The organism is Nocardioides sp. cx-173, assembly GCF_021117365.1.
Classification (GTDB): domain Bacteria; phylum Actinomycetota; class Actinomycetes; order Propionibacteriales; family Nocardioidaceae; genus Nocardioides.
Map to the genome: position 1 here is coordinate 3,722,000 of NZ_CP088262.1, position 14,699 is coordinate 3,736,698.

Sequence of the window (14,699 nt, forward strand, 5' to 3'; positions counted from 1 at the left end):
TCGGGAGGAGACCATTGTGAGCACACTGCTTCTACTCACGAGCGCCCTGCAGTCCTCAGCCGAGGTGCTGCCCGGTCTGGCGCTGCTGGGCCACCAGGTGAAGGTCCTCCCCGCGGAGGGCAGCGCCCTGCTGGAGGCGCCCGAGGCCGACCTGCTCCTCGTCGACGGGCGTCAGGACCTCGCCGGGGCCCGCGACCTGTGTCGCCTGATCCGTACGACGGGCACCGACGTCCCCGTCCTGCTCATCGTGACCGAGGGCGGGCTGTCGGTCGTCAACCACGACTGGGGCATGGACGACGTCGTCCTCCACACCTGCGGCCCCGCCGAGCTCGAAGCCCGCATCAAGCTCGCGATCGGCAGGCTCAACGCCCGCCGCGACGCCGCGGACCCCGATGCCCACGTCATCCGCTCCGGCGAGGTCGTGGTCGACGATGCGACCTACACCGCCAAGATCGGCGGGCGCTCGCTAGACCTGACGTTCAAGGAGTTCGAGCTGCTGAAGTTCCTGGCCCAGCACCCCGGGCGCGTCTTCAGCCGCCAGCAGCTCCTGCAGGAGGTGTGGGGCTACGACTACTTCGGCGGCACCCGCACCGTCGACGTCCACGTGCGGCGCCTGCGCGCCAAGCTCGGCCCCGAGAACGAGACGCTCATCGGCACCGTCCGCAACGTCGGCTACCGCTTCGTGGTCCCGGCCAAGGACAAGGAGGGCGCGGCCGACGCCGCGCTCGTCGCCGAGCGCGAGGGCCAGGACGCCTGAGCCCACGTGCGCGAAATGCGCGCGCAGTACGGCGCTCTAGGCTGGCACGATGAGCTCGCTGGAAGAGATCGCCGCCGCGGCGGAGACCGTCGACGGCGCCGCACCGGTCGACGAGGGCACCTGGCGGGCACTGCGTCACCACCCCGAGCGCGTCCAGCAGTGGGGCGACGACGACGGCTTCGCCCTGCTGGTCGGTGACGAGCTGAGCCTGGTCGTGCGCCCCGACGCCCGACGTCGCGGCGTCGGTCGCCGCCTGCTCGAGCAGGTCATCTCCGAGCACGGCGACCGGTCCCTGCTCGCCTGGTCGCACGTCGACCATCCCGGCGCGGCCACCCTCGCCGCGCGATACAGCTTCAAGGTGGTCCGCGCGCTCTGGGTGATGCGGCGACCGACCACCGCGGCGCTGCCCCCGCTCGCCGTACCGGACGGGGTGCGGGTGCGCTCCTACGAGCCCGGCGACGCCGCCGAGGTGCTGCGGGTCAACGCGGCGGCCTTCGCGCACCACCCCGAGCAGGGCGCGATGGACGCCGACGACCTCGCGGCCCGGATGGCGGAGGACTGGTTCGACCCGGCCGGGCTGCTGGTCGCCGACGCCGGCGACGGCCACCTGCTGGGCTTCCACTGGACCAAGCGCCACTCCCCCACCCTCGGCGAGGTGTACGTCGTCGGCATCGACCCGGCCGCCCAGGGCCGGGGCCTCGGCAAGGCGCTGACCCTGGCCGGTCTGCACCACCTCGCCGACGTCGACGAGGTGATCCTGTACGTCGAGTCGGACAACGCGCCCGCCGTCGCGGTCTACTCCGGCCTCGGGTTCACGCACGCCGACGCGGACACGCACGTGCAGTACCGGCGGACGTAGCGCCGATGCGACCCGTGATCAGTGCCGGTGGCCGGGCTCGTCGCAGCGACAGCGGTCCTCGTCGATCATGTCGAACGCGATCCAACGGCGGCACTCGTGCACATGCCGGGCACGTTGCACCAGGAATGTCACCGTGTTCTCGGCGGCGGAGGTCTCGTGCCCGCAGCTAGGGCAGCGATCCTGCGCCAGGCGCCGGTGGACCCTCCCGATGACGCGCATGCCTCACGGTAGAAGCCACGTGCGAGGTCCGTCGTACCCCGATCTGGGTATCTCCTCAGTCACGACGGAACAGCAGGTACCCACAGCCGCACATGCTCGCGGCCCACATCAGCAGCACGGGGACGTCGCCGGTGTTGATGCCGTGGTAGACGTCGAAAGCGAAGATCTGGCGACCGGCCCAGGGGCCATGGCCCGCGACCAGGAGCAGAGCGAGCGCCGAGATCACCAGCGCCAGCAGGACGACGACCGCCCGGTCGGCGGGCCGCATCTAGCGGCGGGGCCGGACGTGCAGGCCGATCTCGGGGTCGACGACCATCTCCTGGGCGGCCGGCATCGAGTCCGTGGTCAAGGTGGCGTCGAGGTCGACGTTGCGCTTGACCAGGCCCAGCGCGATCGGCCCGAGCTCGTGGTGGCGGGCGGAGGTGCCGACGAAGCCGACGGGCTTGTCACCCAGGAGCAGCTCGCTCTCGCGGACGGGCAGCCGGTTCTCGGAGCCGTCGAGGTGCAGGAGCACGAGCCGGCGCGGGGGGCGGCCGAGGGTGTGGACGCGGGCGACCGTCTCCTGGCCGCGGTAGCAGCCCTTGTCGAGGTGGACCGCCGTACCGACCCAGCCGACCTCGTTGGGGATCGTGCGGTGGTCGGTGTCGAGGCCGAAGCGCGGCTCGCCGCGCGCGATGCGCAGCGCCTCGAAGGCCCAGAGACCACAGGCCGGGCCGGCGGCCCGGGCGAAGACCTCGAGCTGGCCGCGCGGGACGAGGTGGTAGGTGCCGTCGGGGCGCCAGGTGACGGCGATGTCGGCGCTCACGTCGGTGACCTCGACGCGGGTCATGAAGACCATCCGCTCGAGGAAGCCGATAAGCGGACCGCTGGCGCCGGGCTCGGTGAACGCGGTGAAGGACTCCCCGTCGTCGACCCCGCGGAGCTCGTGCTCGACGTGGCCGGTCGGGCTCAGGATCAGCGCCTGGGTCCACACGCCGGGCTGCAGGCCGGTGAAGAACTGGGTGGTGAGGTTGTGCAGCCAGTCGAGGCGGTCGGGGCCGGAGATCCGGACGACGTCGTGGTGGGAGAGGTCGACGAAACCCTCGCCGCTCTCGAGCGTGCGCTGCTCGGTGTTGAAGGAGCCGTAGTGCGCGGCGACCGGGGCGTCGACGCCGTTGCCGGCGACCGCGCCGGGCAGCGACAGCAGGGGCGAGAGCGTGGGGCCGGTCATGACTCACACCCTTCCGCACAGGTCCCGAAGACGGTCAGGTGACCCACGTCCATGGCGAAGCCATGGTCCTCGCGGAGGGTCTCGCGCAGTGAGCTCAGCACACCTGGGTCAACGGAGGTGACGCTCCCGCAATTCCTGCAGACGGTGTGGAAGTGCTCATGGTCGGTGACCGAGTGGTACGTCGGGGCGCGGTCGGACAGGTGCGCGTGGCGGACCAGCCCGAGTCCCTCGAGCACCTCCAGGGTTCGGTAGATCGTGGAGACGTTGACCGCCTCGGAGCGCCGCCGGACGTGGGCCAGCACCTGGTCGGGCGTGGCGTGGCCGAGCTCCTCGACCGCGGCCAGGATCAGCTCTCGCTGCGGGGTGAGCCGGTGCCCGCTCTCCCGCAGCCGGCTGCGCCAGTCGGCCACGCTCACCTCCTCTGCAGACGGGCCCAGGTGTGGGGCTGCAGCGCCTGGCCCATGGCCGCCATGTCGAAGGCGTAGAGCAGGTCGCCCTCGACGTTGCCGTAGAGCCGGTGGCCGCCGACGTACTCCTTGGCGGTGTGGGTGCGCACGACGGCGTCGGTGCTGACCTCGACCTTGCCGCCCTCGGCGGCGCCGTAGTAGACCTCGACGAACCCCGTGTTGTGGGTGAGCAGCAGCTCCATCTGCCCGTCAGGCTGGCAGCGCAAGAAGCCGGTCTCCAACGCGGCGTCGCGCACCTTCTCCCCGGACTCGTCGATGATCCAGGAGCGGGAGAAGTAGTGCAGGAACGGCCGGCCGTCGTGGGTGAAGATCAGCTCCTGCCCGAACTGGAACGGCTCGATCGTCGGATAGGCGCCGTGACCGTTGCCGGCCCAGGTGCCGAGCAGCCACGCCACCGGTCCGCACTGGGGGTGAAGGTTGTCCGGGAGTTCGAAGGCCACCCGTCCACCTTAATGTGTGCTCATGTCGCGATCACTCGTCGTCAAGGTCACCTGCGGCGCGGAGGACGCCGAGCGCTGCAACCAGGCCTTCACCGTCGCCGCCTCGGCCGTCGCGCTCGACGTGCCCGTCTCGCTCTGGCTGACCGGGGAGGCCGCGTGGTTCGCGGTCCCGGGCCGGGCGGCGGAGTTCGCCCTTCCGCACGCGACCCCGCTCCCCGACCTGCTCGAGCTGGTGATCGACAGGGGGCGGGTGACGGTCTGCTCCCAGTGCGCCGTACGGCGCGGGCTCACCCCCGACGACCTACTGGCCGGCATCCACATCGCGGGGGCGGCGCTCTTCGCCGAGGAGATCCTGGCGCCGGACGCGCAAGCGGTCGTCTACTGATGTCACTACGCTCGTCCCCGTGAGCTCCACCCCACCACCCTCCGACGGTGAGATCGCCCGTCGCTGGCGCCGCAAGGGCCAGCCGGAGCCGACCGAGACCATCGAGCAGGCTCAGGCGCGCGCCGCGGAGATGATCTCCGCGGCGACCCACGCCGCCTCCCTGCACCGCGCGGCCGAGCTGGCCGCGGCCGAGCAGGCCGCCGAGCGCCTGGTGGCCGAGGAGTCGGCTCGCGAGGCGTCGCTAGCCCGCGAGCGGGCCGAGCGCGCCACCTTCGAGCACGCGTCCGCCGCCGCGGTCGCGATCCAGGCGCGCGAGGCCGCCGAGCGCGCGCTCGCCGAGCACGCCGAGGCGCGGCGGGTGGCCGAGGAGGCCGCCGCCGAGGCCGCCGTACGACGGGGCGAGGCCGAGGAGGCCGCCCGGCTGGCGGCCGCCGGCACCGAGGAGGCCACCGCCGCCCGCGTCGCGGCCGAGGAGGCGGCCACCGCCGCCGCGCAGGGGCGCGAGGCCGCCGAGGCGTCCGCACGGGAGCGCGCCGAGGAGGCCGAGGCCGCCGCCACCGCCCGCGCCGCCGCCGAGGAGGCCGCGGCCACTGCCGCGCGCGCGGCCGAGGAGGCCCAGCAGGCGCGTGCCGCCGCCGAGCAGACCGCCACCCAGGCCCTGCGCGACCGGGAGGCGGCCGATCGCGTCGCCGCCGAGCAGGCCCGTCTGGCCGGCGAGGCCGCGCAGGCCCGCGTCGCCGCCGAGGAGACCGCCCGCGCCCAGAGCGAGGCCAGGTCGGCCGCTGAGCAGGCCGCGGCCGAGCAGGCCGCCGCCCGCCGCGCCGCCGACGAGGCCGCCGCGGAGCAGGCGCGTCTGGCACAGGAGGCCCACACCGCCCGCCAGGCCGCCGAAGAGACCGCGCGCCACCAGGCCGAGACCGCCTTCGCCGCCGCCGAAACCCGCCTCGCCGCCGAGCACGCCGCCCGCGTCCAGGCCGACGCCGCCGCCGACGCCGCCACCAGCGCCACCCACGCCCAGCACGCCGCCGCGGACCAGGCCGAGCAGGCCCGCCTCGCCCACGAGGCCCGCACCGCGGCCGAAGACACCGCCCGCGCCCAGAGCGAGGCCAGGGCCCTCGCCGAGCAGTCTGCCGCGGAGCAGGCCGCCGCCCGCCGCGCCGCCGACGAGGCCGCCGCCGAGCACGCCCGCCTGGCGCAAGAGGCCCACACCGCCCGCCAGGGCGCCGAGGAGACCGCGCGCCACCAGGCCGAGACCGCCTTCGCCGCCGCCGAGACCCGCCTCGCCGCCGAGCACGCCGCCCGCGTCCAGGCCGACGCCGCCGCCGACCAGGCCGAGCAGGCCCGCCTCGCCCACGAGGCCCGCACCGCCGCCGAGGACACCGCCCGCGCCCAGAGCGAGGCCCGGGCCCTCGCCGAGCAGGTGGCCGCCGACCAGGCCGCCGCCCGCCGCGCCGCCGACGAGGCCGCCGCGGAGCACGCCCGCCTCGCCGAGGAGGCGTCCATCGCGCGCGCCGCGGCCGAGCACGCCGCCCGGGCCCAGGCTCAGACCGCCGAGGCGAGCGCGCGGGAGCGGCTCGCCGCCGAAGAGGCCGGACGGGCCCAGGCCGCGGCGGCGAGCGAGGCGACCGCCCAGGCGACGGCGGCGCAGCACGCCGCCGCCGAGCAGGCGGAGTCGGCACGCTCGGCGCACGAGGCCCGCGCCGCCGCCGAGGCCGCCGCGCAGGAGTCCGCCCGGCTCGCGAGCGAGGCCCACGAGGCACGCGCCCAGGCCGAGGAGGCGGCGTCCGCGGCGCTCGCGGCCCGCACCGTCGCGGAGCGGGACGCCGGCGCCCACGCCGACTTGGCCCTCCAGGCCGCCTCCGAGCGTCTCGAGCTGGAGCGACAGCTCACCGCACTCACCCGCGAGGCCGCGGCAGCGGCCGAGACCCATGCCGCCGAGCTCCAGACGCTGCGGGCCCAGCTCGACGAGGCCCTGGCCGAGGCGGCTCGCCAGGCCGGGCTGCGCGCCGAGGCCGAGCGGGCCGCCGAGAACCGGGCGATGGAGCGCAGCGCCGTCGAGGCCGCCGTACGCCGTCAGACCGAGCTGGTCGAGGAGACCCTGCGCGAGCGGCTCGAGGCCGAGCAGCGGCTCGCCGAGCTCACGCAGCAGCTGGCTGCCGACTCGGCCGAGCCCGCCGACACCCCCTACGGCGATGGCGACGACCACCAGCGCCCCCGCTGGCCTCGTCGGCGCCGCTAGGCCGTGAGCGCCGCGCGCAGGTGGGCGGCGATCTGCGCGACCGCCGCGGGCGTGCGGCGACCCACGCCCACGACCTGCAGGAAGCCGTGGATCTGGTCGGGGAAGCGCTGCAGCGTCACCTCGACCCCGGCCTCGGAGAGCCGCCGCGCGTAGGCCTCGGCCTCGTCGCGCAGCGGGTCGAACCCGGCCGTCGCGACGTACGCCGGCGCCAGGCCGGCGGGCAGCTCGGCGTGGCCCGGCGAGAGCCGCGGGTCGCGGGGGTCGACCTCCGGCGGGCGGTAGCACTCGTCGGCGAGGTCCATGAAGCGCCGGGTGAGGTAGAAGCCCTCGTCGAACATCGGGTAGCTGCGGGTGGCGTGCTCGGCATCGGTCATCGGGTAGATCAGCAGCTGGAACGCCAGGGGCAGGCCGCGCCGGGCGGCCTCCAGGGCGACCCCGGCGGCCAGGTTGCCTCCGGCGGAGTCACCGCCGACGGCCAGCCGGGCGGGGTCGCAGCCCAGCGACTCGGCGCGCTCGAGCGCCCAGTCGTAGGCGGCCAGCGCGTCGTCGTACGCGGCCGGGAACGGGTGCTCGGGCGCCAGCCGGTACTCGATCGACAGCACCCGCACCCCGGCCCGCTCGGCGAGCACCCGGCACGGCGCGTCGTGGGTGTCGAGGTCGCCGTACAGGAAGCCGCCGCCGTGGAAGAACACCAGCAGCGGCAGCGGCCCGGGCACCTCGGTCGGGGTGTAGAGCCGCGCGGGCAGACCCGCGACCGCGAGCTCGCGGACCGCACCGATCGTGGGCCGGCCCGCCACCAGCCCGGTCTGGTGCCTCAGTGCCCGGCGGCCGTCGGGGATCGGGAGGGTCTCGGCGCCGGGGACCCGTCCGAGCCGCTGCAGCCGCAGCGCCAGCTGGGTCTCGGTCGCCAGCCGCTGCCCGTCGCGCAGCACCGGCCGGCCGGCCAGGACCCGCTGCACCGGCTCCGGCAGCGCCATCGCGCCCCGCAGCGCCGCCGCCTCGAAGGCCGCTCGTGCCGCTGCCGCCGCTCCCCGTCCGCTCACGAGGGTGGAGGGTAGCCGCCGCGCGGCACGCCTTGTTCACCCGACGGTGGCACACTGCAGGGATGCCTCTCGAGATCGTCCCGGAGCCCGTCGCGGTCGACGGCGCGAGGGCGCCCGACGACACCGACGACCAGGCCCACGCCGAGGTGGGCGCCGAGGTAAGCGCCGAGGTAAGCGGCGACGGGGGCGACGGGGGCGACGACGTCACCTACGTCCCCGACGCGGAGACCAGGGGGGCGATCGAGCGGTTCCACGACCGGTTCCTGGACCGGGAGCTGTCGTGGCTGCACTTCAACCAGCGGGTCCTGGAGCTGGCGGAGGACGAGTCGCTGCCGCTGCTGGAGCGGGTGCGCTTCCTCGCGATCTTCACCAGCAACCTCGACGAGTTCTTCATGGTGCGGGTGGCCGGCCTCAAGCGGCGCATCGCCGCGGGCCTCGCCGTACGTGCCGCCTCCGGGCTCATGCCGCGCGAGGTCCTGGAGCGGATCTGGACCGTGACCCGCGAGCTGACCGAGCGTCACGCGCGGCAGTTCGGCGACCACATCGTGCCCGCGCTCAAGGAGCACGACATCGAGCTGGTCCGCTGGGACGACCTCGACCGCGACGAGCAGAAGTCCTGCAAGCGGTTCTTCCGCGACCGGATCTTCCCGGTGCTGACGCCGCTGGCCGTCGACCCGGCCCACCCGTTCCCCTACATCTCCGGGCTCTCGCTCAACCTGGCGGTGGTGCTGCGCAACCCCAAGACCGGCAAGGAGCACTTCGCCCGGGTCAAGGTGCCGCCGATCTTCGAGCGGTTCGTGCCGCTGGGCAACGCGCGGTTCGTGCCGCTCGAGGACGTCATCGGCGCCCACCTCAAGCGGCTCTTCCCGGGCATGGAGGTGCTGGAGGCCCACACCTTCCGGGTCACTCGCAACGAGGACCTCGAGGTCGAGGAGGACGACGCCGAGAACCTGCTGGCGGCGTTGGAGAAGGAGCTGCTGCGCCGCCGCTTCGGCCCGCCCGTGCGGCTCGAGGTCGAGGAGTCCATCACTCCCTCGGTGCTCGAGCTGCTGGTCTCCGAGCTCGGGGTGTCCGACGAGGAGGTCTTCCGCCTGCCCGGGCCGCTGGACCTGCGCGGGCTGCACAGCATCGCCGACCTGAGCCACGAGGACCTGAAGTTCCCCGCCTTCGTGCCCACCACCCACTTCCGGCTGGCGGAGGTGGAGTCCGCGGCACCGGTCGACGTCTTCAAGGCGACCCGGCGCCACGACGTACTGCTGCACCACCCCTACGACTCGTTCGCCACGTCGGTGCAGCGCTTCATCGAGCAGGCCGCCGCCGACCCGCAGGTCCTCGCGATCAAGCAGACGCTCTACCGCACCTCCGGCGACTCCCCCATCATCGACGCCCTGGTCGACGCCGCCGAGGCCGGCAAGCAGGTGCTGGTGATCGTCGAGATCAAGGCCCGCTTCGACGAGCAGGCCAACATCCGCTGGGCGCGCAAGCTGGAGCAGGCCGGCTGCCACGTCGTCTATGGGCTGGTCGGGCTCAAGACCCACTGCAAGCTCTCGCTCGTGGTGCGCGACGAGCCCGAGGGGATCCGCCGCTACACCCACATCGGGACCGGCAACTACAACCCCAAGACCTCGCGGATGTATGAGGACCTGGGCCTGATCACGACCGACGGGCTGATCGGGGAGGACGTCGCCCACCTGTTCAACAACCTCAGCGGCTGGTCGCGCAACGCGCGCTACGAGGAGCTGCTGGTCGCCCCCGACAGCGTCCGCAGCGGGCTCATCGACCAGATCTACGCCGAGATCCAGCACCACCGCGCCGGGCTGCCGGCCGGCATCCGGATGAAGGCCAACTCCGTGGTCGACGAGGCTGTCATCGACGCGCTCTACCTCGCCTCCCAGGAAGGCGTCCCGGTGCAGCTCCTCGTGCGCGGCATCTGCGCGCTCCGGCCCGGCGTACCCGGCCTGTCGGAGCACATCGAGGTGCGCTCGATCCTCGGGCGGTTCCTGGAGCACAGCCGGGTCTACTGGTTCGAGAACGGCGGCACCCCGGTCGCCTGGATCGGGTCGGCCGACATGATGCACCGCAACCTCGACCGCCGCGTCGAGGTGCTGGTGCGGCTGCCCGCGGCCGACAGCGTCCGCGCCATCGGGCAGCTGCTGGACCTCGCGTTCGCTCCGACCACGAGCGCCTGGGTGCTCGGCAGCGACGGACTCTGGGCTCAGAACGACGGTGAGGTACATCTCCAAGAGGCGCTCATCGAGGGCCAGCGCAGGCGGTGGAGCACGGTCTGAGGCGCGCCCCCGGCGTATGGTCGAGGGGGCGCGAGTTGCACCCGCGAGACATGCACCCCCTAGCATGAGTCGCGTTCGTCACCGCCTGATCAGGAGCACTTCGTGGCACTGCGATTCCGTCCGGTCGACACCTCGTTCTACGACCTCTTCACGGAGTCGGCGAATCACCTCGTGCGGGGCGCCGACCTGCTCGCCGAGATGCTCAGCGAGGGCGCCGACGCCGCCGACGTGGGCCAGCGCATGCGCGACGCCGAGCACGCCGCCGACGAGACCACCCACGCGATCGTGCGCCGGGTGAACAGCACCTTCATCACGCCGTTCGACCGCGAGGACATCTACTCGCTGGCCTCGGCGCTCGACGACATCATGGACATGATGGACGAGGTCGTCGACATGATCCTGCTCTACGAGGTGAAGATCCTGCCGGCCGAGCTGTCGCAGCAGGTCGAGGTGCTCCAGCGGTGCGCCGAGCTGACGTCAGCCTCGATGCCGAACCTGCGCTCGATGCAGTCGCTCGAGGAGTACTGGATCGAGATCAACCGCCTCGAGAACGCCGGCGACAAGAACCACCGCCGGATCCTGGCCAACCTCTTCTCGGGCGAGTACAAGACCATCGAGGTCCTCAAGCTGAAGGACATCGTCGAGGGCCTCGAGGACTCGATCGACGCCTTCGAGAAGGTCGCCAACATCGTGGAGCAGATCGCCGTCAAGGAGTCCTGACCCACCGTGGAACTCGCGCTCGTCATCGCCGTAGTCGTCGTCGCCCTGACGTTCGACTACACCAACGGATTCCACGACGCGGCCAACGCCATCGCCACCTCGGTGTCGACCCGGGCGCTGACGCCGCGGGTGGCCCTGATCATGGCCGCCGTCATGAACTTCGTCGGCGCCTTCCTCGGTCAGGAGGTCGCCAACACCGTCGGCAGCGTCATCTCGCCGCCCGACGGCTCGCACGGCCTCGTGATCGTGATGTCGGGGCTCCTCGGGGCCATCGCCTGGAACCTCATCACCTGGTACTACGGGCTGCCCTCGTCGTCCTCGCACGCCCTCATCGGCGGCCTGGTCGGCGCGGCGATGGCGTCGGGCATCTACGTGAAGTGGTCCACGGTCGTCGACAAGGTCGTCGTACCGATGATCATCTCGCCGGTGTTCGCCTTCGTCGCCGGCTTCGCGCTGATGCTGGCGATCATGTGGATCTTCCGCCGGCGCAACCCGCACCGCCTCCAGCGCAACTTCCGCTTCCTGCAGACCCTCTCCGCCGCCGCCATGGCGCTGGGCCACGGCCTGCAGGACGCCCAGAAGACGATGGGCGTCATCTTCCTGGCGCTGCTCGCCGGCGGCTTCGTCAACCCGGGCGACGACCTGCCCCTGTGGGTGATCATCGCCGCCGCCGGTGCCATCTCGCTCGGCACGTACGCCGGCGGGTGGCGGATCATGCGCACCCTCGGGCGCCGCATCATCCACCTCGACCCCGCCCGCGGCTTCGCGGCCGAGTCGATCGCGGCCGGCGTGCTCTACACGACCGCCTTCGTCTACTCCGCCCCCATCTCGACCACCCACACGATCACCTCCGCGGTCATGGGCGTCGGTGCCACCAAGCGCTTCTCCGCCGTCCGCTGGGGCGTCGCGAAGTCCATCGTCGCCGCCTGGGTCCTCACCTTCCCCATGGCTGGCCTGGTCGCCGCCGTCTGCTACTGGATCAGCCACTTCCTCATCGAGGTCGTGCCCTGAGTCGTCTGGTCGGGTAGTCCCGGCTCGTCACTCACTCGTCGCCGGCGCGACGGCGCTCCAGCAGCACCGTGTCGCGCCACACCCCGTTCAGGCGGGCGATGCGCGAGCGGACCGCGAGGGTCTGGAAGCCGGCCGAGTGGTGGAGCGCGATCGAGGCCGGGTTCTCCGGGAAGATCGCGGCCTGCAGGGTCCACAGGCCCCGCGCGTCCGCCTCGTCGACCAGGCGGTGCAGCAGCGAGGTGCCGACGCCGTGGCCCTGCGCGGTCGGGGCGACGTAGACCGAGGTCTCGCCGACCCCGGCGTAGCAGGCTCTCGAGGAGACGGCGCCCACGGCGGCCCAGCCGACGACCTGCCCCTCGTGCTCCGCGACCCACCGGTGCTCGGGCAGCCACCGGGTCGCCAGCTGCTCGACCGGCGGCACCTCGGTCTCGAAGGTGGCCATGCGGGTGGCCACGCCGTCGGCGTAGATGTCGCGGACGGCCGTCAGGTCTGTCTCGCGCATCGCCCGCGTCACGACGTCGGGCGGGTCGACGGGCGGGTCGTCGGGGTGGTCGTCGGGCGGGTCGTCGGGGTGGTGCGGCGGCCCCGCCAGCGTCCCCAGCACCAGGTCGGCGACGTGGGGCAGAGCGGTGGACCACGCCGGGTCGAGGGTCACCACCGACGACGTGCCGACCTTCTCGACGGCGAGGAGGCCGGCCTCGGCCAGGCGGCGTACGTGGTGCGAGGCGGTCGACTGGCTGATCTTGAGCGCGGAGGCGAGGTGCCCCACCCGCAGCGCCCCGGAGCGCGACGTCCCTACCGCGTGCAGCAGGCGCACCCGCGTGGGGTCGGCCAGCGCGGCGAACCACGCGGCGTACGCCGCCGCCGCATCGGGCGCCAGCGGGCGCTGGTCGGACATGACCCGAACCTACATCGATCCCGATCGATGATGTCGCCGGCGATGACGGAGCGGGTAGTCCCTGACGTTTGTGTCGTCAATCGGCCCGCGCGGTGACACCAACGTCCGGGACTATCCCGATCGACCCATCAGGCCCGCCGGCGAGCCAACCAGACACGTCGCTCTTCGTCGGTGAGGCGGCGGCGCTGGGCGACGGTCTCGGTCGGCACCCACCAGGAGGGCTGTTCGAGCGTCCAGGTACGACGAGCCGGCTGCCGCCGCCGCGCCCGACGCCGCGCCGCCAGCAGGCGCGACACGAAGCTGTCGCCGGGACGAAGGTCGCCGGACACCGCGACGACGACCTCCAGGTCGTGCTCGTGGCAACGCTCGCCCCTGCGGATGTCCCGCCGTCGCTGACCTGGCTCGAGATGCAGGTGTCCGTCGTACTCGCCGACCAGCCCCGCCTCCGGATCGAACAGGTCGGGAGTGACGAGGTGACGGCCGTGCAGGTCGAAGATGGGAACGTTGCACAGCGGCGGGGGCAGCCCCGCGTCGAGCTGCCAGGCCAACCTCATCCACGACTCCTGGGGCGACCAGCTGTTCTCGACGGCGAGTGCCGAGGCCGCTCGCGCCTGAGGGATCCCGGTCCACGCGCTCTGGGTGCCAAGGAAGTCCTGCATCTCCGAGAAGGAGACCAGGTCGGCGTACGCGGCCATGTCGAGCACGACGACCGCGGCGCGCTCCGAGCCGGCGTACCGCATCTCGAACGAGGTCGACCAGACCGGCCGGGTCACGCACACCCCGTCGACCGTCGTGACCAGGCGCGGGGGTGCGCCCTCGCCGGTCACGGCGATGCCGGGCTGCGGACGGATGTCGTGGGTCGAGACCGCGATCGTCACCGGTCGCCTGCTCCCGTCGGCCGCCGTACCGTCGAACCAGCGCGCGCCGCACCAGCGCAGCGCCGCCCATCCGGTGACGCCCAGCCCCGGTGGGGCGACGGCCGAGGCCTCGAGGATCCGCTGCTCCGGCAGGTCGTCCGTGACGTGGCTCGGAACGTAGAAGCCCCGGCTCGTACGTCGCCAGCGCGGCCCGCGGGTCTGGGCCGGTGTCGGTCCGGTCAGCCCCCGCAGGTCACGCCGTACGGGACGCACCAGTCCGTCACGCAGGGTCTTCTCGGGCACTCCTCGACTCTGCCCCGAACCGAGCAGACGCCGCTCGACTCCTCCACAGCCCCGGGGTAGTCCCGGACGAAGGTGTCGCGAAATCGGGTTGTCCACAGCACAAACGTCCGGGACTACCCGGGTAGACCAGCCCTCAGCCGAACCGCCCCGAGATGTAGTCCTCGGTGCGCTGGTCGGTGGGGTTGGCGAAGATCCGGCTGGTGCGGTCGAACTCGACGAGGAGGCCGGTGCGGTTGCCGGTGGTCTCGTCGGGGCGGGCGGTGAAGAAGGCGGTCCGGTCCGAGACGCGGGCGGCCTGCTGCATGTTGTGGGTGACGATGATGATCGTGTAGTCGTCGCGCAGCTGCAGCATCAGGTCCTCGATGCGCGAGGTGGCGATCGGGTCGAGGGCGGAGCACGGCTCGTCCATGAGGATCACGTCGGGCCGGGTGGCGATGGTGCGGGCGATGCAGAGCCGCTGCTGCTGCCCGCCGGAGAGCCCGTACGCCGACTGCTTGAGCTTGTCCTTCACCTCGTCCCACAGGGCCGCACCCTGCAGCGCCTCCTCGACCAGGTCGTCCATGCTCTCGACCTTCATGCCGGTGACCCGCGGGCCGTAGGCGACGTTGTCGTAGATCGACTTGGGGAACGGGTTGGGCTTCTGGAACACCATGCCGATCTGCGTGCGCACGGCGATCGGGTCTACGTGGCGGGCGTAGATGTTCTGCCCGTGGTAGGTCACCTCCCCCGAGACCCGCGCGCCGGAGACCAGGTCGTTCATGCGGTTCAGGCAGCGCAGCACGGTCGACTTGCCGCAGCCCGACGGCCCGATGAGCGCGGTGATCTCGTGCCTGCCGAAGGACAGGCTCACGTCGTGCACGGCGTGGAAGTCGCCGTAGTGGACGTTGAGCTGCAGCGCCTCCATCACCGGCTCCGGTGGTACGGCGGGCAGCTCGCGGTCGGGCGCGGCGCCGGTCATCACGCCGAGCTCGCGGACCTCCACCGCCGCCCGGTCCGTGACGGT

Annotated in this window: 15 protein-coding genes; 7 read left to right on the forward strand and 8 right to left on the reverse strand. The window is 72.9% G+C overall.

The genetic code is table 11. The annotated features are described in order from the left end of the window. Positions 1 to 16: 16 nt before the first annotated feature. Both LQ940_RS18220 and mshD read left to right on the forward strand, forming a co-directional pair. Positions 17 to 757, forward strand: coding sequence for a winged helix-turn-helix transcriptional regulator (locus LQ940_RS18220; RefSeq protein ID WP_231244648.1), 741 nt, complete (start codon positions 17 to 19; stop codon positions 755 to 757). Positions 758 to 806: 49 nt separating this feature from the next. Next, entirely contained in the window at positions 807 to 1,616 is an 810-nt protein-coding gene (gene mshD / locus LQ940_RS18225) for a mycothiol synthase (RefSeq protein ID WP_231244647.1), read from the forward strand. A 274-nt stretch (positions 1,617 to 1,890) separates the two neighbouring features. On the opposite strand, the gene LQ940_RS18230 is transcribed toward mshD, so the two are convergent. The 4 genes from LQ940_RS18230 to LQ940_RS18245 are packed head-to-tail and all read right to left on the reverse strand — an operon-like array spanning position 1,891 to position 3,952. Next, positions 1,891 to 2,103, reverse strand: coding sequence for a hypothetical protein (locus tag LQ940_RS18230; RefSeq protein ID WP_231244646.1), 213 nt, complete (start codon positions 2,101 to 2,103; stop codon positions 1,891 to 1,893). Beyond that, the gene (gene ygfZ, locus LQ940_RS18235; protein ID WP_231244645.1) at positions 2,104 to 3,045 is read right to left on the reverse strand and encodes a CAF17-like 4Fe-4S cluster assembly/insertion protein YgfZ; all 942 of its coding nucleotides are present in this window, start codon (positions 3,043 to 3,045) and stop codon (positions 2,104 to 2,106) included. Further along, entirely contained in the window at positions 3,042 to 3,455 is a 414-nt protein-coding gene (locus LQ940_RS18240; RefSeq protein ID WP_231244644.1) for a Fur family transcriptional regulator, read from the reverse strand. Before LQ940_RS18240 ends, ygfZ begins: the two co-directional genes overlap by 4 nt. 2 nt (positions 3,456 to 3,457) lie before the next feature. After that, the gene (locus LQ940_RS18245; protein ID WP_231244643.1) at positions 3,458 to 3,952 is read right to left on the reverse strand and encodes an FABP family protein; all 495 of its coding nucleotides are present in this window, start codon (positions 3,950 to 3,952) and stop codon (positions 3,458 to 3,460) included. A gap of 22 nt (positions 3,953 to 3,974) precedes the next feature. Here LQ940_RS18245 and LQ940_RS18250 point away from each other — a divergent pair, with 22 nt between their 5' ends. Next, positions 3,975 to 4,337 carry a DsrE family protein gene (locus tag LQ940_RS18250; RefSeq protein ID WP_231244642.1) on the forward strand — a complete coding sequence of 121 codons (363 nt, stop codon included), beginning with the start codon at positions 3,975 to 3,977 and terminating at the stop codon, positions 4,335 to 4,337. A 19-nt stretch (positions 4,338 to 4,356) separates the two neighbouring features. After that, the gene (locus tag LQ940_RS18255; protein ID WP_231244641.1) at positions 4,357 to 6,576 is read left to right on the forward strand and encodes a hypothetical protein; all 2,220 of its coding nucleotides are present in this window, start codon (positions 4,357 to 4,359) and stop codon (positions 6,574 to 6,576) included. Here the strand turns inward: LQ940_RS18255 and LQ940_RS18260 are convergent. Further along, on the reverse strand, positions 6,573 to 7,619 hold the full coding sequence (locus LQ940_RS18260; RefSeq protein WP_231244640.1) for an alpha/beta hydrolase: 1,047 nt from the start codon (positions 7,617 to 7,619) through the stop codon (positions 6,573 to 6,575). The genes LQ940_RS18255 and LQ940_RS18260 overlap by 4 nt on opposite strands. A gap of 62 nt (positions 7,620 to 7,681) precedes the next feature. Here LQ940_RS18260 and LQ940_RS18265 point away from each other — a divergent pair, with 62 nt between their 5' ends. The 3 genes from LQ940_RS18265 (at position 7,682) to LQ940_RS18275 (ending at position 11,638) form a co-directional block, all read left to right on the forward strand. Beyond that, a complete protein-coding gene (locus tag LQ940_RS18265; protein WP_231244639.1) occupies positions 7,682 to 9,907 on the forward strand; it encodes an RNA degradosome polyphosphate kinase in 2,226 nt (741 codons plus the stop codon). A 102-nt stretch (positions 9,908 to 10,009) separates the two neighbouring features. Then, the gene (locus LQ940_RS18270) at positions 10,010 to 10,627 is read left to right on the forward strand and encodes a DUF47 domain-containing protein (RefSeq protein WP_231244638.1); all 618 of its coding nucleotides are present in this window, start codon (positions 10,010 to 10,012) and stop codon (positions 10,625 to 10,627) included. Positions 10,628 to 10,633: 6 nt separating this feature from the next. Then, entirely contained in the window at positions 10,634 to 11,638 is a 1,005-nt protein-coding gene (locus LQ940_RS18275) for an inorganic phosphate transporter (RefSeq protein WP_231244637.1), read from the forward strand. A 31-nt stretch (positions 11,639 to 11,669) separates the two neighbouring features. On the opposite strand, the gene LQ940_RS18280 is transcribed toward LQ940_RS18275, so the two are convergent. The 3 genes from LQ940_RS18280 to pstB all read right to left on the reverse strand — a co-directional run bounded on the left by LQ940_RS18280 (position 11,670) and on the right by pstB (position 14,600). Further along, positions 11,670 to 12,536 (reverse strand): metalloregulator ArsR/SmtB family transcription factor, encoded by an 867-nt coding sequence (locus tag LQ940_RS18280; RefSeq protein ID WP_231244636.1) that lies wholly within the window; start codon positions 12,534 to 12,536, stop codon positions 11,670 to 11,672. Between the two features lie 128 nt (positions 12,537 to 12,664). Beyond that, positions 12,665 to 13,696, reverse strand: a complete 1,032-nt coding sequence (locus LQ940_RS18285) for a hypothetical protein (RefSeq protein ID WP_231244635.1) — start codon at positions 13,694 to 13,696, stop codon at positions 12,665 to 12,667. Between the two features lie 133 nt (positions 13,697 to 13,829). Beyond that, entirely contained in the window at positions 13,830 to 14,600 is a 771-nt protein-coding gene (pstB, locus tag LQ940_RS18290; protein WP_231244688.1) for a phosphate ABC transporter ATP-binding protein PstB, read from the reverse strand. Positions 14,601 to 14,699 lie beyond the last annotated feature (99 nt).

Coding starts and splice junctions, on each gene's coding strand:
- mshD (WP_231244647.1), top strand. CDS start 807: ATGAGCTCGCTGGAAGAGATCGCCGCCGCGGCGGAGACCGTCGACGGC.
- LQ940_RS18230 (WP_231244646.1), bottom strand. CDS start 2,103: ATGCGGCCCGCCGACCGGGCGGTCGTCGTCCTGCTGGCGCTGGTGATC.
- ygfZ (WP_231244645.1), bottom strand. CDS start 3,045: ATGACCGGCCCCACGCTCTCGCCCCTGCTGTCGCTGCCCGGCGCGGTC.
- LQ940_RS18250 (WP_231244642.1), top strand. CDS start 3,975: ATGTCGCGATCACTCGTCGTCAAGGTCACCTGCGGCGCGGAGGACGCC.
- LQ940_RS18265 (WP_231244639.1), top strand. CDS start 7,682: ATGCCTCTCGAGATCGTCCCGGAGCCCGTCGCGGTCGACGGCGCGAGG.
- LQ940_RS18280 (WP_231244636.1), bottom strand. CDS start 12,536: ATGTCCGACCAGCGCCCGCTGGCGCCCGATGCGGCGGCGGCGTACGCC.
- pstB (WP_231244688.1), bottom strand. CDS start 14,600: ATGGAGGCGCTGCAGCTCAACGTCCACTACGGCGACTTCCACGCCGTG.